Raw genomic sequence first — 24301 nt, 5'->3', positions numbered from 1 at the left:
CCTTTTAAATTTTTCTTTACTTGTTTATTTTAGTATATTAAAATGAAAAAGTAAAGTATGTAACATATGTTACGAAAAAAGAGGAAATATGGAAGATATAGTTCAACTGATAAAAAACAACAAGCTGTTTGAAAACATCAGCGACCAGGACATACGAACAATTCTTAAATGCAGCAACGCCACTGTGGAAATGTATAAGGAAAATCAGGTGATATTCGAAAAGGAAGACACTGTTCAAAAAATAGGAATAGTGCTTCATGGAGAACTCAATCTTGTTTCTCAGAAGTACAACGGAACAAGAGTAATAGTCACAACTCTTGAAAAAAACGACCTGTTTGGGGAAGCGTTGATATTTTCCTCCGTCAGAAAGTCGCCCTACGATCTTGTGAGTTCAGGAGACAGCAAGGCTCTTTTGATACCCTACGGTATTTTTGTGAATATGTGCAAGGAAGTGTGCAGCTTCCACAAACAGCTCATAAGCAACATGCTTACAATTCTTTCTGATAAGATAATCATGCTCAACAGCAAGATGACCATACTGAATGCAGAGACGCTGAGAGGACGTATTGCGGTGTACCTTTTGTCCATGAATAAAAAAACCAAATCTCTTACATTCAACATGCCCATGAACAGGCAGGATCTGGCGGAATTTTTAAATGTTACAAGGCCTTCCTTGTCCAGGGAGCTTTCCAGCATGCAGAAGGAAGGAATAATCGAGGTGTACCGCTCATCAGTAAAGATTAAGGACATGGACAGACTTAAAGAGCTTGCGGATTGATTACTTATTCATTGAAGACCTTTGCATTGTGTGATACAATATAGTTGGAGGTTATTATGATCAGGAAGTTAAGTGAAAGAGATAAAGAAGATGTTTTGAATTTCCTCATGGAGGAAGCCTCCTACAATCTTTTCATCATAGGTGACATACTGAATACGGGATTTGACGAAGATTTCATGGAAATTTGGGGAGATTTCGGCGGTGAAGGAAAAATCAACGGGGTGCTTCTAAGGTACTACGGCAACTTCATACCGTACTGGAAGAGCTGTGAACTGGTTGACACGGAAAAATTTAAAAAAATAATATCCTCACATAGCAAGAAAAAGCTTGTTTCAGGCAAGTATGACATAGTCGTTCAATTTACAGATGCGTTGAAGGAGTTTAATGCAAGCAGAAAATTTTTCTGCGAGCTGAAGGATGCATCAAAACTTCCGGTAGATGACGGCAAGTATGAGATTAGAACGGCAGAGGTCTCTGATGCAGGAAGATTATCGGATTTCATAGAATCCATCGACGAATTCAACAACACCGGTGAAGACAGGGACATGCTGGAAAACAGCATTCGAACAGGGTCCGGGCGCTTTTATTTCATAGAGGACGCAAACGGTAGCATTGTTTGCGCTGCGGGAACTTCGGCAGAGACTGATTATGCGGCCATGGTTGTGGACGTGGCAACCAGTCCTACATACAGAAACAGAGGGATGGCATCACGCTGCCTTTCCAAGCTTTGCAAAGACACTCTGAAGGACTGCAACAACATATGTCTGTTTTACAGCAACGAGAAAGCAGGCAGCATTTACCACAGGATAGGTTTTGAAACAACAGGAAACTGGATGATTGCAGCTGAAATATAGTTCACTTATATCAAGAGGGAGCGGCCATGAAAATATCATTTATACATACATCTGACATACATTTGGGAAAAAAATTCAACATCAAGAATTTCAGCCTTAAGGAACGGGAAAAAAGAAGGCAGGAAATCTGGGATGCGTTTGACGAAATCATAAAGACAGCCAAAAATGAAAAAATTCAATATTTGTTCATTGCCGGTGACATGACTGAAGGCGATTATACGGATTTCAAAAGCCTCAGCAGCTTATCCAGGAAATTCAAGTCCATTGAAAACACCACTGTCGTCATTGCGTGCGGCAAAAGCGACCCATACACCATCAACAGCCTGTATGAGTATATGGACTGGCCTGACAATGTCTATTTCATAAAAAGCACCGATTCTGTGGAAAAACTTATTTTTCCGAAAGACAATCTGTGCATACATTCTCTTAGCTGGGATAATTCCAAAAACAGCGAAAGGGAACAGCTCATATATGATATCTCCGTTGATGAAAGCAAAATAAACGTGTTGCTTTTAAACTGCCGCCTGGACAGCGACGATGAATTTTCCGTGAGACTTGATCCCATTAAGAACAAGTTTGACTACTGTGCCATGGGAGGAAAACACAACTTTGAACAGCTTAAACAAAACGTTGTGTACAGTGGCTCGCCGGAGCCTCTGGGTTTCGATGAAAGCGGAGACCACGGCTACATAAAAGGCACGCTGGAAAAGGAAAATCCTGAGCATTCCCTGGTAGTTTCAGCCAGAAGAAAGTTCACCACAAGAGAAATTAACCTTGACGTAAACTACAGCTTCAACAAGATTCTGGACCTCATCAAGTTTTCAGGAGACACATTTTCCAACATCAAGGATTATGTAAAAATAAATCTTACAGGAACCGTAAGCACAGACATATCCATGGATGAAGTGGAAAACGAAGCAAAACAATTTTTTTACTACATTGAATTTGAGGAAAACTATTCATACAAAAACACTGAGGACAAGATTTGCGACAGCAATGACTACAACATAATAGAAAGCTACAAGCTGCAGTTTGAAAACCAGCAGGATAAAAAGGAGCAGCAGGCATTTAAGCTTGGACTAGAGGTTCTCAGAAAGGAAAAGGTGGTAAGGTAATGTACATCAACAAACTGCATTTGAGGGCTTTTGGAAAATTTTCATTCAAGAAACTGTACTTTGGAAGCAGGTTCAACATAGTGTACGGTGAAAACGAGGCAGGAAAAAGTACAATCCACAATTTCATTGAAGCCATGTTGTACGGTTTTGAAGACGGTGAAACAGGACAGGAGAAATATAACAAGTACAAACCGTGGATCGGCGACCTTTACAGAGGTTCCCTGGGCATGAGCCTTGAAAACGGCGAGAAGTATGTGGTGTCCAGAGATTTTTTACTGGGAACCACACAGGTTTTCAAAAAAGAGTCCAGTGACCGCAGCGATCCGGAAATGGTCGAGGAAGAAATAGATAATCCGGGTGAATTTTTCTTAAACATGAGCAAGACTTCATTCAGAAATACCGTAAGCGTCAGGCAGCTGGGAAACAAGACTGAGCAGGAACTGGCGCGGGAACTGAAGAATAAGATAATAAACTTAAGCAGCACCAGGGATCAGTCCATATCCATTGAAAGGATAATCTCAAGGCTTAAAAGCATCAGGGAAGAGGCCGGCAGCGAAGACAACGGTAAGACTCTGCTGGGTCAGTACTCCCTGAGGCTTGCAGAGCTTAAGGCAGCGCGTGAAAATTCGCTCAATGCTTCCGGGCAGGTTATGTTTCTTGCCATGGAGAAAAAGAAGCTCAGAAATAAAATAAACGAGCTGGACATGCGCATGGATGAACTGAAAACACAGCTTCGGGATTATGAACTGTCAAAAGCCAGAGAAAGATTGGATAGGGCGCAACCTGTAAAGGCGGAGCTTGAAGAAATCAAATCATCATTGGCCAGGATTCAGATAGAAAACAGCTTTTCAAAGGAGGATTTCAGGGAAGCTGAAAATATCGAAAGAATTCTTCAGGACATGAGCGCCCAAAAACAAAAGCTTCTAGACCAGAAGCAGGATGCAGAGGAAAATTTGAAGTCGCTGGAAAGCCACCTGGCAATGCGCTTTGAAAAAGGTTTTTCCATTGACACCCTCAACGAAGACTACGCAAACTACATGGCCAGCGCCGCAAAAATAAGCGACATGAAAGCAAAGATACTTTCCGGCTATGAAAGTCTAAAAAGTATAAGCATGGATGAAATACTCAACTTCCTTGGCGATTTCTCAAGCGTGGAGGAAATCAACAAAAAAATTGATACCATAAATGTTTTTCTCGATTCAAAGGACTATGAGGCCATGAAGCGGTTCAAAAGGTCTCAGGGCATGAAGAGCTTTTTCCTTTTCCTGCTGGGCACAGTATTCCTGGGTGGGGGAGCGTACTCAGGTTACTACGGATATACCTACGGAATAATTGAATACTACTACGGGGCAGCAGGAATAATACCGGCCTTGATGCTGTATGTCTCCTCTTCCAGGAAAAGCGTCAGGGCAAGAAGCGCCAAAAATGAAATTGAAGGCATGGAATGCAGCTATGCTGATTATTCGGCTTCAAAAGCGCAGCTTGAAGCAGAAAAAGACGAGATAATCAAGAAATCAGGATGCGGCAATTTCGGTGAAATGACTGAAATCTGCAGTAAAAAAACCACGGAAAAAAACATAGCGGAAGAAAAGATGAGGCTTTTGAAGTTTGATGAAGAGAAGCTGAAGGAAACTGAACTGGAAAACAAAGAACTTGCGGGAAAACTGAAAAGGATTTTTTCTGTATTTGGTTTTGATGAACCGGATGCCGACAGCATAAAAGAAGTAAATGAAGCCTACAACAGAAGAGACAGCGTCAAATATGAAATATCAGAGCTTGTTCAGAAGTTTGACCAGCTGGTGCAAAACCTTAACAGGCTTGATAAGGAAGCTTCCTTCGAGGAAAAACGCCTGGAGATGATACTGGCATCAAACGGCATGGACAATCTTGAAAATTTCAAAAAAGCTGCAGTCCAGATGGAAAAGTACGAAGAGCTCATACAAAAAAGAGACCTCTGTGAAACAACACTGTCATCAATATTGGAAAATGAAGATTTTGAAGAATTGAAGGAAAAGACAAAAGGCCTGATGTTTTTTGAAACAAAGGAAGTAGACGAACAGAAATCACAGCTTGAGATATTCAGAATAAATGATGAGAAAACGAAGCTGAATGAAAATGTGAACAACATACACAAGGAAATCGCAGACATTGAATCCGGTACCAGAAGCCTTGCTGAAATTGAGGAAGAAATAGATTTTTATGAGGACAAAATAAGCACTTTCAAAAGAAAGATTGAAATTGCCGACATGGCTGCTGAAAAAATCATCAACATCTCAGATTCAATCAAGGGAGATTTCATGCCTCTTCTTAAAAAATCCATCAGCGACAACTTTTCATACCTGACCGGAGGAAAGTACTGTGAGGTTGCATTTGACGAAGACATGAATATAACGGTTATTGCTGAGGATAATAAAGACATGCACGTGGAGCTTGAAAGCCTCAGCGGAGGAACACTGGACCAGCTGTATTTGTCCCTGAGGGTGGGATTAAGCAGCATCTTAAGCAACAACATGGACATACCGCTCATATTTGATGACAGCTTCGTGCAGTACGACACAACCAGGCTGAAAAAGTCCATTGAGATGCTTTCCAAAGAAAGCGAAAGAAGGCAGGTAATTTTGTTCACATGCCAGGAAAGAGAAGCTGAGACAGCAAAACAGATGAACGTTAAGTTCAACTATATAAAATTATAAGGATGCATATGAAAATATTTGCTATAGCCGATTTGCATTTTGACTTCAAAAAGGAAAAACCTATGAATGTGTTCGGCGACAATTGGATTGACCACGAGGAAAAAATAATACATAACTGGAAAGCCGCGGTTGGGGAAGAGGATATTGTCCTCATACCGGGCGACATTTCATGGGCTCTTAAGCTTGAAGACTCCATTGGTGATCTGGAGAGAATCGACTGTCTGCCTGGAACAAAAATAATAGGGAAAGGCAACCATGATTACTGGTGGTCAACTTCAAGCAAGCTTGACAGGCTGGACCTGGGCACCATCAGGTTCCTGAAAAACAACAGCTATGAGTTTGAAGACTGTGTCGTATGCGGCACAAGAGGCTGGGATACCATGGAGGAACACACTGAAGAAGAAACAAACAAAAAAATATTCATGAGAGAAATGAACAGGCTGAAAATTTCCCTGGATTCAGCAAAGAAATGTTCAAAGCCCATAATAGTCATGCTTCATTTTCCTCCGTTTACAAGTGATGGCCTCCCCAACGAATTCTTTTCAATCCTAAAGGAATATAATACCCGTGACTGCATTTACGGCCATCTCCATGGAGAGGACGGCCATAAGAACATAAGGGAAGGTTTCATCGACGGCATAAATGTACACTGCGTTTCAAGCGACTACATGAATTTCGAACTGAAGTTAATAAGATAATTTAATTGATATTCGGATTTTTTCCGGATATTTTTTTGCATATAAAACTGTAAAAAGGCCATCATAACAAGGATGTTTGATATTTTGACAAAATGCAAGATGAATGTGATGCAAGCAGCAAAATTTGTACATGGGATGTAAACAAAAAAGATAGCCGGCTCTTGACACAGATACAAATCTAGAGTATTATTTATTTAGAAAAAAACGTTTTTATATGTAAGGATGGTGAAACATGGGGAAGATGGATGCGCTTGTTAAGAAATACAGAGAACCCGGATTATGGCTTGAACAGGTTGATATACCCGTTCCTGAAGAGGGAGAAGTAAAGATAAAAATCCATAGGACTTCAATCTGCGGAACAGATGTCCACATCTATGAGTGGAACAAATGGGCTCAGGATACGATACCTGTTCCTATGACCATCGGTCATGAGTTCGTGGGTGAAATTGTTGAGCTTGGAAAAGGAGTCAGGGATCTGCAGGTTGGAGATCTGGTTTCAGGAGAAGGGCACATAGTCTGCGGAAAGTGCCGCAACTGTCTGGCAGGTAGAAGACATTTGTGCAAGGATACAAAAGGAGTGGGGGTGAACCGTACCGGAATATTTTCTGAGTATGTAACACTGCCTGCAACAAATATTTGGCTTTGCGACAGTTCGCTTCCGGAGGAAATCTACAGCATTTTTGATCCTTTCGGAAACGCGGCTCACACAGCATTGTCTTTTGAAGTGCTTGGAGAAGACGTGCTTGTGACAGGGGCAGGACCCATCGGGATTATGGCAGCAGCCATAGCCAAACATGCCGGCGCAAGATTTGTGGTTCTCACGGATGTAAACAACAACAGGCTGGAACTTGCCCAGAAAATGGGGCATTTCAGGACTGTCAACACAAGGGAAGAAAGCTTGAGAGACGTCATGGCTGAACTGGGTATGAAGGAAGGATTTGACGTGGGCCTGGAAATGTCAGGCAACGGCATTGCTCTCAACCAGATGATCGATCATATGACTCACGGCGGCAAAATTGCCATGCTTGGAATTCAGGAGCCAGACACTGCAGTGGACTGGAACAAGGTAGTATTCAACGGACTTCACATCAAGGGAATCTACGGCAGAGAAATGTTTGAGACGTGGTACAAGATGCAGTCCATGCTGAAATCGGGACTGGATATTTCGCCCATAATAACCCACAGGTTCCATTACACCGAGTACGAGAAAGGCTTTGAAGCAATGCTCAGCGGAAAGTCCGGAAAAGTAGTTCTGGACTGGACTGAAAAAAGACAGCTTTAATAAATACGAAAGGGGATGGTAAAGTGTACGAAAACCATAAAAAACATTACACGGATATTTTGCAGGAAATAAAAGACAGCGGCCTTTGGAAGGAAGAAAGAGTCATAACCACACCTCAAAAAAGCAGGATAAATACAACCAGGGTCAACGGCGTTCTCAACATGTGCGCCAACAACTACCTGGGGCTTGCAGACAATCAACAGGTCATAGAGGCTGCAAAAAAAGCATACGACACATGGGGATACGGACTTTCATCCGTAAGGTTCATATGCGGAACACAGAGCATTCACAAACAACTGGAGGAAAAACTGAGCAGCTTTTTGATGACCGAAGACACCATTCTTTACTCTTCGGCATTTGATGCCAACGGGGGACTGTTTGAAACTATCACAACGGAAAATGATGCAATCATCAGCGATGAACTGAACCATGCAAGCATCATCGACGGAGTCAGACTTTCCAAGGCGAAAAAGTACAGATACAAAAACAATGACATGGCTTCCCTGGAAGAACAGCTGATTCAGGCAGACAAGGACGGAGCCGGGATAAAAATAATTGCAACCGACGGCGTATTCTCCATGGACGGTATAATTGCTAACCTTAAAGGAATATGTGACCTGGCAGACAAGTACAACGCCATGGTTATGGTAGATGACAGCCATGCTGTGGGATTTGTAGGCAAGACAGGAAGAGGAACACATGAATACAGGGACGTGGTAGGAAGAGTGGACATAATTACAGGAACTCTGGGCAAGGCTCTTGGAGGAGCCAGCGGCGGATACACCAGCGGGAGAAAGGAAATAATAGACCTGCTGAGACAGCGCTCAAGACCGTACCTGTTTTCCAATACGCTGGCACCGGCCATTGCTGGAGCTTCGCTGAAGGTTCTTGAGATGCTGTCTGAAAGCACAAGTTACAGGGATAAGCTTGAAGAAAACACAAAATACTTCCGACAGGAAATCAAGAAAATCGGACTAACCATAGTAGAAGGCGAACATCCCATAGTGCCCATAATGCTGGGTGATGCCGTGCTGTCGCAGAAGATGGCCGAGAAGCTTCTTGAAAAGGGAGTTTATGTAATAGGTTTCTACTATCCTGTTGTTCCAAAAGGAAAGGCAAGAATAAGGACGCAGATTTCTGCGGCACATTCAAAGGAAGACCTGGACTATGCCATCAGGGCGTTTAAGGAAGCGAAGGAAGAACTGGGAATATAATTGCCCGGGAAATATGCCGAAAAAGCTAAAATGATGCCTTATATGGTAGGAATTTTGCATTATGAATTTACGAAAAGCTTTTAAAGCTGAAAATTCAATATAAATAGTAAAAATTGTTTCGTTAATCCTTGACGAAACAGTTTTTTATTTTATTTTAATTTTTTTCGGGGACAAAATAATTGAAAAAAAAGTTGAAAAGGTATATACTAAATTGCAACAATTATTTTAATGAAGGAGGCAATGCAATGCAGAAAAAGGACATAAAATGGTCTGAACTTGGTTTTAGCTACATCAAGACTGACAAAAGGTACATATCTTACTGGAAAGACGGAAAATGGGATGACGGTCAGCTTGTTGAAGACAATAAAATTTCTATAAGTGAAGGTTCAACTTGTCTTCATTACGGACAGGAATGTTTTGAAGGATTAAAGGCTTACGGCACTAAGGACGGTGGAATCCAGCTGTTCAGACCGGATGAAAATGCTAAGCGTATGCAGAAAAGCTGTGAAAAGGTAATGATGCCTGCGGTTCCCGTTGAGAAATTCATAGACGCGTGCATGCAGGTAGTTAAAGCCAATGAAGCATGGGTACCCCCATACGGTTCAGGAGCTACTTTCTACCTTAGACCATACGTAATAGGAATCGGAGACAACATCGGAGTTAAACCTGCTCCGGAATACATATTCGGCGTATTCGGCATGCCTGTTGGTCCTTACTTCAAAGGCGGAATGAATCCGGTTAACTTTGTAACTACAGACGAAGACAGAGCTGCACCACACGGAACAGGAAAGAACAAAGTCGGCGGAAACTACGCAGCAAGCTTGCATTCACACCATGACGCTGTTGCAAAGGGATTTGCAGACTGCATTTATCTAGATCCTGCAACTCACACAAAAATTGACGAAGTAGGAGCAGCAAACTTCTTTGGTATTACAAAGGACAATAAGTTTATAACACCGCATTCGACTTCAATTCTTCCGAGTATAACAAGAATTTCCCTGATGCAGGTTGCAAAAGAATACCTGGGAATGGAAGCAATCGAAACTGATGTTTACATCGACCAGATTGACCAGTTTGCAGAAGCCGGAGCATGCGGAACAGCAGCTGTTATCACTCCTATCGGAGGAATAGAACACAAAGGCAACATGCACGTGTTCCACAGCCAGACTGAAGTAGGCCCTGTTACAAGAAAACTTTACGAAACATTGTACGGAATTCAGATGGGCGATGTAAATCCGCCAGAAGGATGGATTTATAAAGTCAATTAAGAATTAAGAGTTAAGAATATAAAAGAGATCCTTGATGTTCAGGCAATGTCTGAATTATCGAAGGATCTTTTTGTTTATGAATCTGTTACAGAAATTTTGCAACTTCTTCCTTTGAGTGGCTCAGCCGCATGAGGGACTTGCGCATGAGGTCCACTGGTATTACCGTAAGGGATAAGGACAAAACTGTCATGAATTCCCTCATGGTCAGCCCGTAAGTTCTGAACACACTATTGCCGAAAAACAAAAGCAGCATCTGTATGACACATACGATTCCCATGATGATAACAAATGACTTGTTTTTCAGTATGTTGGACAGAAGGTTTATCCTCTGGGTCCTGGAATTTAAGCTGTTGAATATGGCGCAGAACATGAAGAGGGCAAAGAAGCCTGTCATCAGGTACGCATCACCCTCAGACTTCCTGAACACTGCCTTTATACCCGGAAATTTCAAAAACAGGATGCAAAGAATGGTTGTGTAGATTCCCGTAAGGAATATCTGGTTGGCCATGTAGCCGTTGATGATCTTTTCTCCCTTCTTTTTAGGTTTCTCCTCCATGTATTCGGGAAGGGGGGCTTCTCCGGCAAAGGCCAGGCCTGCCAGGGTATCCATAACCATGTTTATCCACAGCATCTGTGTGACTGTTATGGGAGTTTCAATTCCTATGAACTGGCTTATGAGTGTGACGGCCATGGCGCACATGTTTATGGAAAGCTGGAAGATTATGAACTTTCTGATGCTTTTGAAGATGGTTCGGCCATAAAGGATGGACTTGCATATGGATGAAAAGTTGTCATCCAGTATGACTATGTCGCTGGCTTCCTTTGCCACCTCTGTGCCGCTTCCCATGGAAAATCCCACATCTGCCCTCTTAAGGGCCGGAGCGTCGTTCACTCCGTCTCCCGTCATTCCGGCTACCATACCCATTTCCTGTGAAAGCTTCACAAGCCTAGTCTTGTCAGAAGGCATGGCTCTTGCCACAACACGTATTTTAGGCATCATGCTCTTTACCTGAGCATCGGACATGTTCCTCAATTCATCTGAAGTCAGAATCACGTTGCCCTTGGCATAATCCAATAGATTTGCTTCCTTGGCGATGGATGAGGCTGTTTCTTTCCCGTCTCCTGTTATCATGACAATCTGCACTCCCGCCGCTGATACGTCTTCAATGCTTTTTGCCACATCATGCCTTAATTCGTCTCTTATGCAGGCAATTCCAACCAGCGTCAGTCTGGAAAAGCCGCCTGTCAGCTTGTCGAGGTTTTCTTCCGAGGTGGCCAGGGCAAGAAGCCTTGCGCCCGATGCGGCTGCATCTTTGGACAGCCTGTTAAGTTCAAATATGTTGTTCATTTCCGTCCTTGTTCCGTTTGTCAGGTAGCAGTGGGTGCAGAAAGGGAGAATCTTTTCAGGCGCTCCCTTTATGAGAGTTAGGTTAATGTCTCCTTCAACCTCCGAAGCTGAATACTTGTTCTTGCTGTTGAAGTTCACTTCCCTTGTCTTCAATATGTTTGCATTTATGAGAGGATAGTTCATGGCAAATCTCAACATGGCCCTGTCCGTGGAATTTCCTCCCACGGGAAGCTGCCTCCTGCCATCATGCCCGATTTTTGAGCCGTTGTTGTAGACGGATGAAACGTATATTATTTTCCAGAGCTTTTTTTCCTCCTTGAGCTTGTACATGTTTTCGTAGATGCTGCCGTCTCCCGTTATGAATTTTGACACCTGGAGCCTTCCTTTTGTGAGGGTTCCGGTTTTGTCCGTAAACAGGATGTTGAGGCTGCCGGCTGTTTCAATACCCACAAGCTTTCTCACCAGCACGTTGTCACGTATCATGCGCTTCATGTTGGAGGACAGCACGACGGTTATCATGACGGGAAGTCCTTCGGGAACGGCCACAACTATGATTGTTACTGCCATTGTGACAGCTCTTATAACGTCCTGAGCCAGGTTGTAGGGGTTTGATGCGTAGGCTGCTATTAAAGCTGCATCGAATCCATTGTCTATGACTATGGATTTGAAAAGGGAGGAGGACAGCACAAGGAATGCACCCATGTAACCCAGACGGCTTATGAATCTTGCCAGGTCAGTGAGCCTGCGTTTTAAGGGACTGTCCGACTTGTCCTGCTGCAGTTCCTTTGCCAAGTGCCCGTAGTAAGTTTTTTCACCCACGTGCTGAACGAGCATGGTACCGCTTCCCTGGTACACTATGGAGCTGCTGAATACAAGAGTGGGATTGGAAAGGCTCTTGTCGTCGTTGTCATCAAAGTTTACCATGGCAGCCGATATTTTATGAGCTTCCTTGGCCTCTCCGTTTAAGGAGGACTGATCCACATCAATCTGCCCGTCTATGAGCATGCCGTCGGCAGGAATCCTGTCACCTTGGGAAAGCAGCACAAAATCTCCCGCCACAACTTCGGAAGATGGGATTTCAGTCAGCGAACCGTTCCTGTACACCTTGCAGTTGGTTTTTTGAGCGTCCTCCACAAGCTTTTCAAAGGCAAGCTGGCTTCCGTATTCGGATATGCTGGAGACGAGAGTCGCTAGCATTATTGATACTGCAATTCCTATGGATTCATACCAGTTGAAGTTTCTGATGAACATCAGGATGTTGAGGCCCAGCGCCACAAGAAGTATTTTGATGGTAGGATCTCCGAAGCTGGCAGCATAATGACTGAAGAAATTTTTTCTCTTAACTGGTTCAATTGTGTTGGAACCGAATTTTTTTCTTGATACTGCAGCTTCTTCATTGCTTAGTCCTCTGTAATTTTTGTTGAAACTTTTCATTGCCTGCATATTTCACCTCTGATTCTTTTGTGATGTTGGTCTTTATTCAATATATGTGGACAAGATTAAAATAGAACCTGGAATATTTGCTCCGCAATATGGAAGCAATTGACAATGGTGTCGACATAAATAAGTTGAAATATTTTTTTTTTAGGTTATAATAGTTTTATTAGTTTAATGTCGTAATGAAGTAGGTGGAAGAATGGATAACAATAAAGAAATATTAGTAACTGAAGAAGGATATCAGGAACTCATCAACGAGATTGAGTACAGGAAGACAAGACTGAGAAAAGAAATTGCCGAGAGAATAAAGGGTGCCCTGAAGGAAGGCGACTTAAGCGAAAATTGCGAGTACCACGAATCGAAAGAAGAACAAAACAAAAATGAGTCAAGAATAATCGTGCTTGAGCATACTCTTAAGTACGCTAAAATAGTGAAACACAATGCAGCAAACAAGGATATCGTTCAGATAGGAAGCAAAGTGGTTTTAAAGGACATCGAATTTGATGAAGTTCTCGATTATTCCATCGTGGGAGCAACAGAAGCAGACCCCGTTGCAGGGAAAATTTCAAATCTATCGCCTTTGGGCTCGGAGCTTATGGGCAAAAAAAGAGGAACAACCATCAATGTGGCATCCCCAGGAGGATTGGTGAAGTACGAAATTCTGGAAGTAAGTTAAAGAAAGATTAAGCTTTGTGATGTAAAATTACAAAGCTTTTTATTTTTGTATATGTAAAATTAACTTGAAGAAATTACGCAATAATTGTATAATAGCATGAATGTATTAGAAAAGGGGACAAAATGAGCGATAGAGTTTTAAAAGAGGTCAAAAAGACCAGTATAGGGGGCCAGGCTCTTATTGAAGGCATCATGATGAAGGGCCCTGACAAAATAGCCACGGCTGTAAGAAAGCCTGACGGTGAAATTGAGGTTAAGGAAAGTGAAATCAATCAGATTTTTAAGAATAAATTTTTCAAGCTTCCATTGATAAGAGGAAGCTTTGTGCTAATAGATTCGCTGGTTAACGGCGTGAAAGAGCTCATGTATTCAGCCGAATTTTACGGAGACGACTACGAGGAGGATGCTGTAGACCGTTTCCTGAAGAAAATTTTCAAGGACAAGGCAGATACTGCAATAATATATGCATCCGTAGCAATTGCCCTGGTTTTTTCCGTGGGAGTGTTCATACTGGGACCTACACTTTTGACCAATGTATTAAAAAACCTGGTGAAAAACACATTTTTATTGAACCTGGCAGAAGGTGTTATAAGAGTAGGCTTGTTCGTAGGTTATGTGTACTTGGTCTCAAAGCTTGACGACATAAAAAGGGTATTCATGTATCACGGAGCAGAGCACAAGACCATACACTGCTATGAGCACGGGGAAGAGCTGACGGTTGACAACGTGAGAAAGTATTCCACGCTGCATCCACGCTGCGGAACAAGTTTCATGATAAATGTAATGCTCATAAGCATTATCGTATTTTCATTTTTCGGATGGCCGAACCCGCTCATGAGACTTGTCATAAGACTTGCAATGCTGCCGGTGATTGCGGGAATCTCATACGAGCTGAACAAGTATGTGGGAAAATGTCAGAAAGAGAATATTCTCACGAAAATAATATCCTATCCAGGATTTCTGATTCAGAAGATAACAACCAAGGAACCTGATGACTCCATGATAGAGGTGGCTATAGAAGCCATGAACAGAGTCATACCAGCAAACGGAGTAGATGATACATGGTAACAATTGAAAAATTGTTGAAAGATGGAATTGAAATAGTCAAAGAGAGGGATTACAACAATCCCTTTCTTGACGTGCAGCTTATTTTATGCCACCTGCTCAGCAAGGACAGGGTGTACCTGCACCTTAACAGAAAAGAGGAAGTGGAAGAAAAAACGGCTGAGCGTTTTTACGAGATGGCAGAAAAAAGAAACCAGGGCTATCCGCTGCAATATATGACCAATTCCCAGGAGTTCATGGGGATTGATTTTTATGTTCAGGAAGGGATACTTGTTCCGAGGCCCGATACGGAAACACTGGTTGAAAAAGTCATAAAAATCGTGAACACCACAGAAATGAAAGACAGGTACCTAAGAATACTGGACATAGGCACCGGAAGCGGTGCAATTGCAGTAAGCCTTGCATACTACCTGAAAAATGCCTGTGTAACAGCCATGGACATAAGCAAAGAAGCCATTGAAACTGCAGCTGTAAACATAGAGAAGAACAATATGAAGAACGTCACAACTCTTGAAGGTGACATATTCACACATGCATTTTCAGACGAAAAATTTGACATTGTGGTATCCAATCCGCCTTACATCAAAAAAGAAACAATAGGTGAATTACCGTTGGAAGTATCCGTATATGAGCCTAAGCTGGCGCTGGACGGAGGAGAAGACGGGCTGGAGTATTACAGGCAGATTGTGAAGGTTTTTGGTGAAATCCACACCAAGACTGCAGTGCTGGCTGTGGAAACAGGCCACGATCAGGCATTGGACGTGAATGAAATATTCAGCAAGTCGGGATTGTTCAGAAAGATCGAAACAGACAAAGACCTGGGCGGCAACGACCGTGTCGTGACTGGTTTCTTGTAGCTTTGAACCGGATATACTCAAAGCAGGATCATATAACCAATAGTTTAATAAAAGAAAGAGGATAGAAATGATAGATAAATTGCAGGCATTAAATGAAAAATATACGGAGCTCAGCGAAAAGATTTCCGACCCGGAAATCCTCAGCGATTCCCAGAAGCTTCAAAAGCTCATGAAGGAACAGGCTCAGCTGGAACCCATAGTAACGAAGTACAACGAGTACAAGGAAGTTGAAACCCAGCTTGAAGATTCAAAGGCAATGCTCAATGAGAAGCTTGACGATGACTTCAGGGAAATGGTGAAGGAAGAGGTTAAGGAGCTCAGTGTTAAAATTGAAGAGCTTGAACAGGAAATTAAAATACTGCTTCTTCCAAAGGATCCCAACGATGACAAGGACGTAATTGTGGAAGTGAGAGCCGGTGTCGGAGGAGACGAGGCAGGGCTGTTTGCAGGAGACCTGCTCAGAATGTACTTAAGGTATGCCGAAAGGCAGGGTTGGAAGACCGAGTTCATTTCGGTCAACGAACAGGGCATAGGCGGCTACAAGGAAGTAATATTCTCCATCAAGGGAAGGGGAGCATATTCAAAATTAAAGTACGAGAGTGGCGTTCACCGCGTGCAGCGTGTTCCGGACACGGAGTCCAGCGGGCGCATTCACACATCATCGGCTACGGTTGCAGTGCTGCCTGAGGTTGATGACATTGAAATAGAAATAAACCCCAACGATGTAAGGGTTGACGTGTTCCGTTCATCAGGAAACGGAGGACAGTGCGTTAACACCACAGACTCAGCCGTAAGACTTACCCATATACCAACAGGCATTGTTATTTCCTGCCAGGATGAGAAGTCGCAGCTGAAGAACAAAGACAAGGCGTTCAAGGTTCTAAAGGCAAGGCTTTACGACATGTACCAGCAGGAGCAGAATGATGAGCTGGCGCAGCAAAGAAAGAGCCAGGTAGGTTCCGGGGACAGAAGTGAAAGAATAAGGACGTACAACTTCCCTCAGGGAAGAGTCAGCGACCACAGAATAGGTCTTACCCTTTACAAGCTTGACTCGTTCATAGACGGGGACATCACGGAAATGCTGGATGCTCTCATGACTTCCGACCAGGCCGAGAAGCTGAAGAACCTGGCCGATTAAACGGAGGCGTTATGCGAATAGATAAATATCTTAAAAACGCGCGCGTCATAAAGCGCAGAACCATTGCAAAAGAAGCCTGCGACCAGGGAAGGGTGCTTGTAAACGGCAAGCCGGCCAAACCTGGAACAGAGGTTGAAACAGGCGATGAAATAGAGATAATCTTTGGCACCAAGCCCATGAAAATCAGGGTTGAACAGGTGCTGGAACATGTGATGAAAGATGATTACAAGGAAATGTACAGCATAATTAATGATTAAAGCCTGAAAAAGCGGGTATATATTTATTGTTGGGTATGGAAAATATTGCGGAAATTGAAAAAATTACGCATAAGAAGATTAAATCAGAATATTTTTGCACTGCCCACATCCTTGGAATGTAAGGGATAAATAAATCTTAAGAGGTGCGTTATGGAATTAAAAGGAAGCAAGACAGAACAAAACTTAATGACTGCATTTGCAGGTGAATCTCAGGCACATGTGAAGTATACCTACTATCAGAATCAGGCTAAAAAAGACGGATATGTACAAATCAGCAAGTTCTTTGAAGAAACAGCAAGAAATGAAAGAGAACACGCAAAACTGTGGTTCAAACTTCTTCACGACGGCATGCCTGAAACTCCGGTTAATCTGAAAGATGCGGCAGCAGGAGAAAACTATGAGTGGACAGATATGTATGCAAACTTTGCAAAGGTTGCAAGAGAAGAAGGCTTCAATAAGATAGCCTACCTTTTCGAAGGAGTTGGGGCAATCGAAAAAGGCCATGAGGAAAGATACCTGGCTCTGCTTGAAAACATTGAAACAGGAAAGGTATTCAAGCGTGAGGGAGAACTTGTTTGGCAGTGTGACAACTGCGGACACATCCATGTAGGCAAGGAAGCTCCAAAGGTATGTCCTGTTTGCGACCATCCGCAGGCACACTTCCAGCTTTACACAAAACCGTACTAGAAGCAATTAAGAATTAAGAATTAATGGTAAATTGCCGGAACTATCCGGCAATTTTTTCTTTTTGCTTGAAGAATATTCTAAGTATGTTATAATAAAAAATAAAAATGATAGTTAATAATGAATTTTGAATAATTACAATTCAGCCGGGCTGAATTGCACCGTTAACTCTTAACTTAATTCTTCATTCTTCATTTTTAATTAATATACTGAAGGAGAAAAAAATGGCTAGCCTATGGAGTGGTAGATTTGAAAAGGCGATGGATGAAATTGTTGAGGAATTCAATGCATCCATATTTTTTGATAAAAGACTGTACGACTGTGATATAGCAGGAAGCATCGCACATGTCACAATGCTTTTTGAGCAGGGAATCGTCAGCGAAGAAGAAAAGAACAGCATAGTGGAAACGCTTAAAGAAATCAGAACAGAAATAAAAGAGGGTAAGATTACTTTTACTGTTCACGATGAAGACATACATATGGCCGTGGAGAGCATCCTCATCAAAAGGCTTGGGGAAACAGGAAAGAGACTTCATACCGCCAGAAGCAGAAACGATCAGGTTGCAGTGGACACAAGGCTTTATGCAAAAAGGGAAATCAGAGAGATAATAGAAAACTTGAAGTACATGGAGCATGTTCTGCTGGAAAAGGCGGATAAGTACCATGACAAGATAATGGTTGGCTTCACGCACATGCAGCATGCGCAGCCTGTAACTATAGGCTTCCATCTAATGGCATACTTCCAGATGTTCAAAAGGGACATAGAAAGGTTTGAACAGTGTTTTGAAAGAACCGACTACAATCCTCTGGGCTCCTGCGCACTGGCAGGAACCACGATTCCCATAAACAGACACAGGACAGCAGAGCTACTGGGATTTAAGAATGTCACTGAAAATGCCATGGATTCCGTCAGCGACAGGGACTACATACTTGAGATATTAAGCGATGCCTCCATATGCATGATGCACATAAGCCGCATGGCTGAAGAGTTTGTGTACTGGAATTCACAGGAATTTTCATACATATGGATTGATGACAGCTTCTGCACAGGAAGCAGCATCATGCCGCAGAAAAAAAATCCTGACATGGCTGAGCTGTTAAGGGGCAAGACAGGAAGAATTTACGGAAACCTCATGCAGCTTCTGACTGTAATGAAGGGAACACCGCTGGCTTACAACAAGGATTTCCAGGAAGACAAGGAAGGTCTGTTTGACACAGTGGACACCCTCAACAAGAGCCTTGTTATCTTTGCAAAGATGATAGAAAAAACAGAGTTCAGGATGGAGAACATACAAAAACACCTGGGACAGGGATTCCTGAACGCAACGGACATTGCCGAGCATTTTGTGAAGAACAAGATTCCATTCAGGGAAGCTCATGAAATAGTGGGCAAGATGGTCAAGTACTGCGAGTCTAACAACAAGGACTTTGTGGATCTCTCTGACGAAGAACTTCAAAAGATAGATGCAAGGGTAAGCAGGAAGTCTCTTCCTGATTTAACCATGGAAGGCTGTGTAAACGGAAGAGTTTCCTACGGAGGAACGGCACCTGTTGAAGTTAAAAGACAAATCAAAGCCGGAAGACAATGGCTGGAAGGAGAACAAGATGAACTATAATGAAGAAGCATTGAAGATGCACGAGAAATTCAAAGGAAAGATTGAAGTCGTAAGCAAGGTGAGGGTTGAAAACAGGGATGACCTGAGCACCGCGTACACGCCGGGGGTGGCAGAGCCCTGCAGAAAGATACATGAAAACACAGAGGACGTTTATAAATACACTTCAAAAGGAAACTTGGTGGCAGTGCTGTCAGACGGCTCTGCCGTTCTGGGCCTGGGAAACATCGGCGCTGAGGCTGCAATTCCGGTAATGGAAGGAAAGGCTGTGCTTTTCAAAAATTTCGCAGGAGTTGACGCATTCCCAATTTGTGTAAAGTCACAGGACATAGAAGAAATAATAAAGACGGCAGTAAACATTGCTCCGGTTTTCGGAGGAATAAATCTGGAAGACATACAGGCGCCAAAATGCTTCGAAATAGAGGACAGGCTTAAAAAACTTCTTGATATTCCGGTTTTCCACGATGATCAGCATGGAACAGCCATAGTGGTGTCAGCGGCACTAATCAACGCTCTTAAGCTTACAAAAAAGAAGCTTGAAGAAGTAAAGATTGTTTTGAACGGACCGGGAGCAGCAGGAACTGCCATAATAAAGATGCTTCTATCACTGGGAGCAAAAAACATAATAGCCTGTGACAGCAAGGGTATAGTTGTGGAAGGCCGCCAAGGCGGACTCAACGCCCACAAGACTGAGCTGGCTCAAATTACCAACAGCGAAAAACTGAGCGGATCTCTTTCTGATGCGCTGACAGGAGCAGATGTGTTCATCGGTGTGTCGGCTCCGAATTCGGTTACGGAAGATATGGTGAGAACAATGAACAAGGATTCCATAATCTTTGCCATGGCCAACCCAACTCCTGAGATTATGCCTGGACTGGCTAAAAAAGCAGGCGCCAGGGTTGTGGGAACGGGAAGATCAGACTTCCCCAACCAGATAAACAATGTGCTGGCATTTCCGGGAGTGTTCAGAGGAGCTCTTGACTGCCACGCAAAACAGATTACCGAAGAAATGAAAAAGGCTGCTGCTTATGCCATAGCTGGTCTTGTTTCTGACGAGCAGCTTGCCGAGGACTTCATAATTCCGGGACCATTCAACAACAAGGTTGCAGGCGCTGTAGCAGAAGCAGTTGCGAAAGCTTGGGAAACGGAATAAATATATATGGAGGCTGCAATGATAAAATACAGTGCTGATTTAAACAGCAGCGATGTTGTCAAACTGACACAAGAGCTTATCAGAATACCCAGCCATAAATACACAGAAAACAGAGAAGCTGCAGTTGCTGAGTTTATTTACGAATATTGCACCAAGCACGGTCTTGAAGCTGAATATCAGGAGGTGGAAGGACCAAGAAAAAATGTTCTGGTCAGGCTAAGAGGAAAAGGGACAGGAAAGACATTGCTGTTCAACGGGCACATTGATACCGTGCCCCCTTATGAGATGACTGTTGAACCATACGGAGGGCTGATTGTGGATTCCTTCGTCACAGGCAGGGGAGCCAACGACATGAAGGGCGCCGTAGCCTGCATGATAACGGCCATGCTTCAGATAAAAAACAAGGGAATAGTCCTTGGAGGAGATATTGTGCTTACTGCTGTGGCAGGTGAGGAAGAAAAAAGTGACGGAACCGAAACAGTTGTTAAGAGCGGCATCAGAGCAGATGGAGCCGTTGTAGGCGAACCTTCCAATTATGGATATGCGCTGGGGCACAGGGGGCTTGAGTGGCTTGAGATTAAAATTCAGGGAAAGGCAGCCCACGGCGGAATTCCTGAAATGGGCATCAATGCCATATCAAAGGCTGCAAAACTTATCAGCAGGATTGAAAGCAACCTTATGCCAAAGCTCAAAGAAAGACAAAATGAGTGGATGGGACCTTCGGTGATGAATTTCGGACTCATAAGCGGCGGAACCCAGCCAAGTTCTGTTGCAGACAGCTGTGTAATCCAGATAGACAGAAGATATCTTCCGGAAGAAAACGTTGATTCAGTACTCCGCGAATACCAGGACATAATAGATGAGCTGAAGAATGAAGATCCTGACTTCCAGGCAAGTATTTCAAGGATGGAATCTAATCTCATGGTGGGTTTTGACCATGCTCCGCTAATAGCCCAGCCGCATTCTGAAATAGCAAAGACCGTTACAAGTGTTTTAAGGCAGTACATAGGCAAGGAACCGACAATTGAAAAACGAAGAGGATGGACGGATGCAGGCGTTCTTTCAACCTACGGAAAAATTCCGACGGTTGTTACTGGCCCGGGAGATTTGAAATATTCCCACACCAGGGACGAAAAAATTCCGGTAGCCGACCTGGTTAACTATGTTGAAATATATACAAGAATAGCAGAGGAGTTCTGCAGGTAACTAATGGAGGGAAAAATGCTGGATATTAAAATAGTGAACGGCTTGATAATAGATGCCGAAAACAAGAAGATCATTGAAGGAGATTTGGGAATAAAGGATGGTAAGATTACCGCTGTCGGAATCGTGCCGGAGTCTGCCCAGAATGTAATAGATGCAAAGGGCAGGTACGTTTCGCCGGGCTTCATAGATATCCACATGCATGAGGAAGATTTGGAGCTGACTCAGAAGAAGGGCTACGACATTGGTGACACCATGCTCAACATGGGCGTTACCACCTGTGCTGTAGGAAATTGCGGCAACAACAGACAAAGCATAGAAGAGCTGTACCGGTTCATAAATGAAAAAGGAAATCCCGTTAACTACATTTCCTACATCGGACACAATTTTCTGAGAACCCAGGCAGGCAACACGGACATCTACAAGAAATCCACCAGGGAACAAATCAAAAAAATGCAGGAGATGGTTAAGAAGGCTGTTGACTTCGGAGCCATAGGCGTGTCCTTCGGACTGGAATACTGTCCGGGCATCGACACGGAGGAAGCCATCGAAATCACCAGCGAAATTCAGGGAAGGAAAGACCTTCTGCTGGCAGCTCATTACAGAAAGGACGCCAAGTATGCCCTGGATGCCATAAATGAAATGGCCCTCATAGGCAAGGAAACAAAAATACCGTTTCAGATATCACACATCTCAAGCTTAAGCGGATACGGAAACATGACAGAAGCACTGAAGCTCATTGAAGATATAGTGAACAGCGGAACAGACATGCTGGTCGATGCTTATCCCTACGATGCATTCAGCACCTACATCGGTTCAGCCGTGTTTGACGAAGGATGCTTCGAACTGTGGAACAGGAGCTATGATTCAATCATGCTTACAGAAGAGCCTTTCAGAGGCATGTTCTGTGACAGGGAGCTGTTTGAGAAGGCCAGAAAGGAGTATCCCAACATGCTGGCTGTAGCATATGTGATGAATGAGGATGAAATAGTTCAAGCACTCAATCATCCGCTGGTTATGGTGGCAAGCGACGGAATATACAGAAATCACTCCGGCCATCCAAGAGGAGCCGGTACATTCCCAAGGGTCATTGGGCACTACGTGAGAGATCAAAAGAAGATGGACTTTTTTGACGCAATATACAAGATGACATACATGCCTGCAAAGCGTCTTATGCTTAGACAAAAGGGGCTCATAAAGGAAGGCTATGATGCAGACATTACTATTTTTGACTACAACACAATCATAGATAAGGCAACGTTCCAGGACCCTCAGGTGAGACCTGAAGGCGTTGATTTTGTAATCGTAAACGGCAAAGTTGCAATAGCTGACAACATTACGGTGAACAACACCCATGGAAGGTTTTTAAAAAGAGGAGAAGCATAAATATTAACTCTAGGAATAAATATGCACAACGCTTATTTATTATTAAAAAATGCTTGCGTAAGGGTCTTCTATATGCTAAGATTATTAAAATATCAAAAATTAATCAATAAAATGATTAATTTTTGATTTTAATTAAATCATTTAAAGGAGGAGATTTATGGAAAAAGAAAAGAAAAAAGGAAGAGTGCCTCATACCTATGTAATTTTGTTTGCAATGATCATTATAATCGCACTTCTTACCTACGTAATTCCAGCAGGACAGTATCAAAAGGTTGAATCATCTACAGGAAGAATGGTTGTTGATCCTAATTCTTATGCACAGGTCGACCCGACGCCGGCCAAGCCTTTCGACGTGCTTAAGGCATTTCCAAAAGGCCTTGCAGCCGCACAAAGCATCGTATTTTTCATCTTCATCGTAGGCGGATCCTTTAATGTGGTTAACCAAACCGGAGCTATTGAAGCTGGTATCAGCAAGGTAGCTTTAGGTCTGAAGGGAAAAGAAAAGCTGTTAATACCTATCATCGTATTCATATTTTCAATAGGCGGAGCAACCATCGGTATGGCTGAGGAAGCAATAGTATTTGTTCCGATCGGTATTGCGCTGTCAAGAGCTTTAGGCTATGATGCCATCGTTGGTATGTCAATTGTTTCATTAGGAGCTGCAGTAGGCTTCACATCAGGTTTCATGAATCCTTTTACAGTAGGTGTTGCACAGAGCATTGCTGAACTGCCTATGTTTTCAGGTATCGCTTTGAGGCTTGTAATCTGGGTTTGCACTCTTGTGCTTGTAATCGGCTACATTTACAGATATGCAAACAAGGTTAAGGCAGATCCCACAAAGAGCTTGGTTTATGAGCTTGAGCTTCAGGAAAAGGACCATGCCATAGACCTGAGCAACGTAAAGGAAATGACAAAGAGACACTCCTTAGTGCTTATGGTATTCGGAATAGGCATGGCAATACTGATATTTGGAGTATTCAAATTCGGATGGTACATCACTGAAATAGCTGCCATATTCCTGGCTATAGGTATAATCGGCGGTCTTGTAGGAGGAATGAACCTGGACGAAATGGCTACCACATTCATTGCAGGTGCAAGGGACATGACTACAGGAGCACTGGTAGTAGGTCTTGCAAGAGGAATCCTGGTTATAATGGAAGGAAGCTTGATAATCGATACAATAGTATTCGGTATGGCTTCTGCTGTATCATCACTGCCTAAATCAGTGAGCGCTGTGGGAATGCTTTTGGTTCAGTCAATATTGAACTTCTTCATACCTTCAGGTTCAGGACAGGCTGCTACAACAATGCCTATAATGGCTCCTCTTTCTGAGGTAATAGGACTTTCAAGACAAACAGCTGTTCTTGCTTACCAGTTCGGCGATGGTATATCAAACTCAATAATTCCTACTTCCGGCGTGTTGCTGGCAAACCTGTCAGTAGCCAAGATCAAGTATGAAACATGGGTTAAGTACGTAGCACCTCTGATGGGGCTGTGGACATTGCTGGCTGCCGTATTCATGGTAATAGCAGTACTGATCAACTACGGACCGTTCTAGAATAAGAAAATATTAAGAACCCGGC

20 protein-coding genes are annotated in these 24301 nt (G+C 43.1%); 19 read left to right on the top strand and 1 reads right to left on the bottom strand.

Annotation, left to right across the window (positions count from 1 at the left end; all coding sequences use genetic code 11):
- Positions 1–88: 88 nt before the first annotated feature.
- The 8 genes from AAGU76_RS08905 to AAGU76_RS08870 all read left to right on the top strand — a co-directional run bounded on the left by AAGU76_RS08905 (position 89) and on the right by AAGU76_RS08870 (position 9902).
- A complete protein-coding gene (locus AAGU76_RS08905; protein WP_342485122.1) occupies positions 89–778 on the top strand; it encodes a Crp/Fnr family transcriptional regulator in 690 nt (229 codons plus the stop codon).
- A gap of 56 nt (positions 779–834) precedes the next feature.
- Positions 835–1632, top strand: coding sequence for a GNAT family N-acetyltransferase (locus AAGU76_RS08900; protein WP_342485121.1), 798 nt, complete (start codon positions 835–837; stop codon positions 1630–1632).
- Between the two features lie 26 nt (positions 1633–1658).
- The gene (locus AAGU76_RS08895) at positions 1659–2747 is read left to right on the top strand and encodes a metallophosphoesterase (protein ID WP_342485120.1); all 1089 of its coding nucleotides are present in this window, start codon (positions 1659–1661) and stop codon (positions 2745–2747) included.
- A complete protein-coding gene (locus tag AAGU76_RS08890; RefSeq protein WP_342485119.1) occupies positions 2747–5440 on the top strand; it encodes an AAA family ATPase in 2694 nt (897 codons plus the stop codon). The genes AAGU76_RS08895 and AAGU76_RS08890 overlap by 1 nt, the downstream gene beginning before the upstream one ends.
- An 8-nt stretch (positions 5441–5448) precedes the next feature.
- Positions 5449–6138: a metallophosphoesterase gene (locus AAGU76_RS08885; protein WP_342485118.1), complete on the top strand. Its 690-nt coding sequence runs from the start codon at positions 5449–5451 to the stop codon at positions 6136–6138.
- Between the two features lie 241 nt (positions 6139–6379).
- The gene (tdh, locus tag AAGU76_RS08880) at positions 6380–7420 is read left to right on the top strand and encodes an L-threonine 3-dehydrogenase (RefSeq protein ID WP_342485708.1); all 1041 of its coding nucleotides are present in this window, start codon (positions 6380–6382) and stop codon (positions 7418–7420) included.
- Positions 7421–7443: 23 nt separating this feature from the next.
- Positions 7444–8634, top strand: coding sequence for a glycine C-acetyltransferase (locus AAGU76_RS08875; protein ID WP_342485117.1), 1191 nt, complete (start codon positions 7444–7446; stop codon positions 8632–8634).
- A gap of 245 nt (positions 8635–8879) precedes the next feature.
- Positions 8880–9902, top strand: coding sequence for a branched-chain amino acid aminotransferase (locus tag AAGU76_RS08870; protein WP_342485116.1), 1023 nt, complete (start codon positions 8880–8882; stop codon positions 9900–9902).
- An 85-nt stretch (positions 9903–9987) separates the two neighbouring features.
- Here the strand turns inward: AAGU76_RS08870 and AAGU76_RS08865 are convergent, their stop codons facing one another.
- The gene (locus AAGU76_RS08865) at positions 9988–12693 is read right to left on the bottom strand and encodes a calcium-translocating P-type ATPase, PMCA-type (protein WP_342485115.1); all 2706 of its coding nucleotides are present in this window, start codon (positions 12691–12693) and stop codon (positions 9988–9990) included.
- A gap of 193 nt (positions 12694–12886) precedes the next feature.
- On the opposite strand from AAGU76_RS08865, the gene greA reads away from it, so the two are divergent.
- The 11 genes from greA (at position 12887) to AAGU76_RS08810 (ending at position 24276) form a co-directional block, all read left to right on the top strand.
- A complete protein-coding gene (gene greA, locus AAGU76_RS08860; RefSeq protein ID WP_342485114.1) occupies positions 12887–13363 on the top strand; it encodes a transcription elongation factor GreA in 477 nt (158 codons plus the stop codon).
- A 122-nt stretch (positions 13364–13485) separates the two neighbouring features.
- Positions 13486–14430: a DUF1385 domain-containing protein gene (locus AAGU76_RS08855; protein WP_342485113.1), complete on the top strand. Its 945-nt coding sequence runs from the start codon at positions 13486–13488 to the stop codon at positions 14428–14430.
- Entirely contained in the window at positions 14424–15284 is an 861-nt protein-coding gene (gene prmC / locus AAGU76_RS08850; RefSeq protein WP_342485112.1) for a peptide chain release factor N(5)-glutamine methyltransferase, read from the top strand. Before AAGU76_RS08855 ends, prmC begins: the two co-directional genes overlap by 7 nt.
- 67 nt (positions 15285–15351) lie before the next feature.
- Positions 15352–16422, top strand: a complete 1071-nt coding sequence (gene prfA / locus AAGU76_RS08845; protein ID WP_342485111.1) for a peptide chain release factor 1 — start codon at positions 15352–15354, stop codon at positions 16420–16422.
- A gap of 11 nt (positions 16423–16433) precedes the next feature.
- Positions 16434–16679 carry an RNA-binding S4 domain-containing protein gene (locus tag AAGU76_RS08840; protein WP_342485110.1) on the top strand — a complete coding sequence of 82 codons (246 nt, stop codon included), beginning with the start codon at positions 16434–16436 and terminating at the stop codon, positions 16677–16679.
- Between the two features lie 150 nt (positions 16680–16829).
- Positions 16830–17366: a rubrerythrin gene (gene rbr, locus AAGU76_RS08835; protein ID WP_342485109.1), complete on the top strand. Its 537-nt coding sequence runs from the start codon at positions 16830–16832 to the stop codon at positions 17364–17366.
- 221 nt (positions 17367–17587) lie between these two features.
- Entirely contained in the window at positions 17588–18979 is a 1392-nt protein-coding gene (gene argH / locus AAGU76_RS08830) for an argininosuccinate lyase (RefSeq protein ID WP_342485108.1), read from the top strand.
- Positions 18969–20129, top strand: a complete 1161-nt coding sequence (locus AAGU76_RS08825; protein ID WP_342485107.1) for a malic enzyme-like NAD(P)-binding protein — start codon at positions 18969–18971, stop codon at positions 20127–20129. The genes argH and AAGU76_RS08825 overlap by 11 nt, the downstream gene beginning before the upstream one ends.
- Before the next feature lie 18 nt (positions 20130–20147).
- Positions 20148–21335 carry a M20 family metallopeptidase gene (locus AAGU76_RS08820; RefSeq protein WP_342485106.1) on the top strand — a complete coding sequence of 396 codons (1188 nt, stop codon included), beginning with the start codon at positions 20148–20150 and terminating at the stop codon, positions 21333–21335.
- 15 nt (positions 21336–21350) lie between these two features.
- Complete coding sequence (locus AAGU76_RS08815; protein WP_342485105.1) at positions 21351–22718, top strand: amidohydrolase family protein; 1368 nt, start codon at positions 21351–21353, stop codon at positions 22716–22718.
- A gap of 157 nt (positions 22719–22875) precedes the next feature.
- On the top strand, positions 22876–24276 hold the full coding sequence (locus tag AAGU76_RS08810) for a YfcC family protein (RefSeq protein ID WP_342485104.1): 1401 nt from the start codon (positions 22876–22878) through the stop codon (positions 24274–24276).
- The last annotated feature ends 25 nt before the right edge of the window (positions 24277–24301 follow it).

It is taken from the genome of Sedimentibacter sp., from assembly GCF_038562225.1.
In the GTDB taxonomy this organism is placed as follows: Bacteria; Bacillota; Clostridia; order Tissierellales; family Sedimentibacteraceae; genus Sedimentibacter.
The sequence above is the reverse complement of the archived record's forward strand: the minus strand, read 5'-3'. Positions and strand labels throughout refer to the sequence as shown.

What these genes read in the sequence shown, in the direction of transcription:
- AAGU76_RS08820 (WP_342485106.1), top strand. Translation starts at nt 20,148, where the DNA reads ATGATAAAATACAGTGCTGATTTAAACAGCAGCGATGTTGTCAAACTG.
- rbr (WP_342485109.1), top strand. Translation starts at nt 16,830, where the DNA reads ATGGAATTAAAAGGAAGCAAGACAGAACAAAACTTAATGACTGCATTT.
- AAGU76_RS08905 (WP_342485122.1), top strand. Translation starts at nt 89, where the DNA reads ATGGAAGATATAGTTCAACTGATAAAAAACAACAAGCTGTTTGAAAAC.
- AAGU76_RS08825 (WP_342485107.1), top strand. Translation starts at nt 18,969, where the DNA reads ATGAACTATAATGAAGAAGCATTGAAGATGCACGAGAAATTCAAAGGA.
- prmC (WP_342485112.1), top strand. Translation starts at nt 14,424, where the DNA reads ATGGTAACAATTGAAAAATTGTTGAAAGATGGAATTGAAATAGTCAAA.
- AAGU76_RS08870 (WP_342485116.1), top strand. Translation starts at nt 8,880, where the DNA reads ATGCAGAAAAAGGACATAAAATGGTCTGAACTTGGTTTTAGCTACATC.
- AAGU76_RS08890 (WP_342485119.1), top strand. Translation starts at nt 2,747, where the DNA reads ATGTACATCAACAAACTGCATTTGAGGGCTTTTGGAAAATTTTCATTC.
- argH (WP_342485108.1), top strand. Translation starts at nt 17,588, where the DNA reads ATGGCTAGCCTATGGAGTGGTAGATTTGAAAAGGCGATGGATGAAATT.
- AAGU76_RS08865 (WP_342485115.1), bottom strand. Translation starts at nt 12,693, where the DNA reads ATGCAGGCAATGAAAAGTTTCAACAAAAATTACAGAGGACTAAGCAAT.
- AAGU76_RS08815 (WP_342485105.1), top strand. Translation starts at nt 21,351, where the DNA reads ATGCTGGATATTAAAATAGTGAACGGCTTGATAATAGATGCCGAAAAC.
- tdh (WP_342485708.1), top strand. Translation starts at nt 6,380, where the DNA reads ATGGATGCGCTTGTTAAGAAATACAGAGAACCCGGATTATGGCTTGAA.
- AAGU76_RS08810 (WP_342485104.1), top strand. Translation starts at nt 22,876, where the DNA reads ATGGAAAAAGAAAAGAAAAAAGGAAGAGTGCCTCATACCTATGTAATT.
- AAGU76_RS08840 (WP_342485110.1), top strand. Translation starts at nt 16,434, where the DNA reads ATGCGAATAGATAAATATCTTAAAAACGCGCGCGTCATAAAGCGCAGA.
- AAGU76_RS08885 (WP_342485118.1), top strand. Translation starts at nt 5,449, where the DNA reads ATGAAAATATTTGCTATAGCCGATTTGCATTTTGACTTCAAAAAGGAA.
- AAGU76_RS08895 (WP_342485120.1), top strand. Translation starts at nt 1,659, where the DNA reads ATGAAAATATCATTTATACATACATCTGACATACATTTGGGAAAAAAA.
- AAGU76_RS08855 (WP_342485113.1), top strand. Translation starts at nt 13,486, where the DNA reads ATGAGCGATAGAGTTTTAAAAGAGGTCAAAAAGACCAGTATAGGGGGC.
- prfA (WP_342485111.1), top strand. Translation starts at nt 15,352, where the DNA reads ATGATAGATAAATTGCAGGCATTAAATGAAAAATATACGGAGCTCAGC.
- greA (WP_342485114.1), top strand. Translation starts at nt 12,887, where the DNA reads ATGGATAACAATAAAGAAATATTAGTAACTGAAGAAGGATATCAGGAA.
- AAGU76_RS08900 (WP_342485121.1), top strand. Translation starts at nt 835, where the DNA reads ATGATCAGGAAGTTAAGTGAAAGAGATAAAGAAGATGTTTTGAATTTC.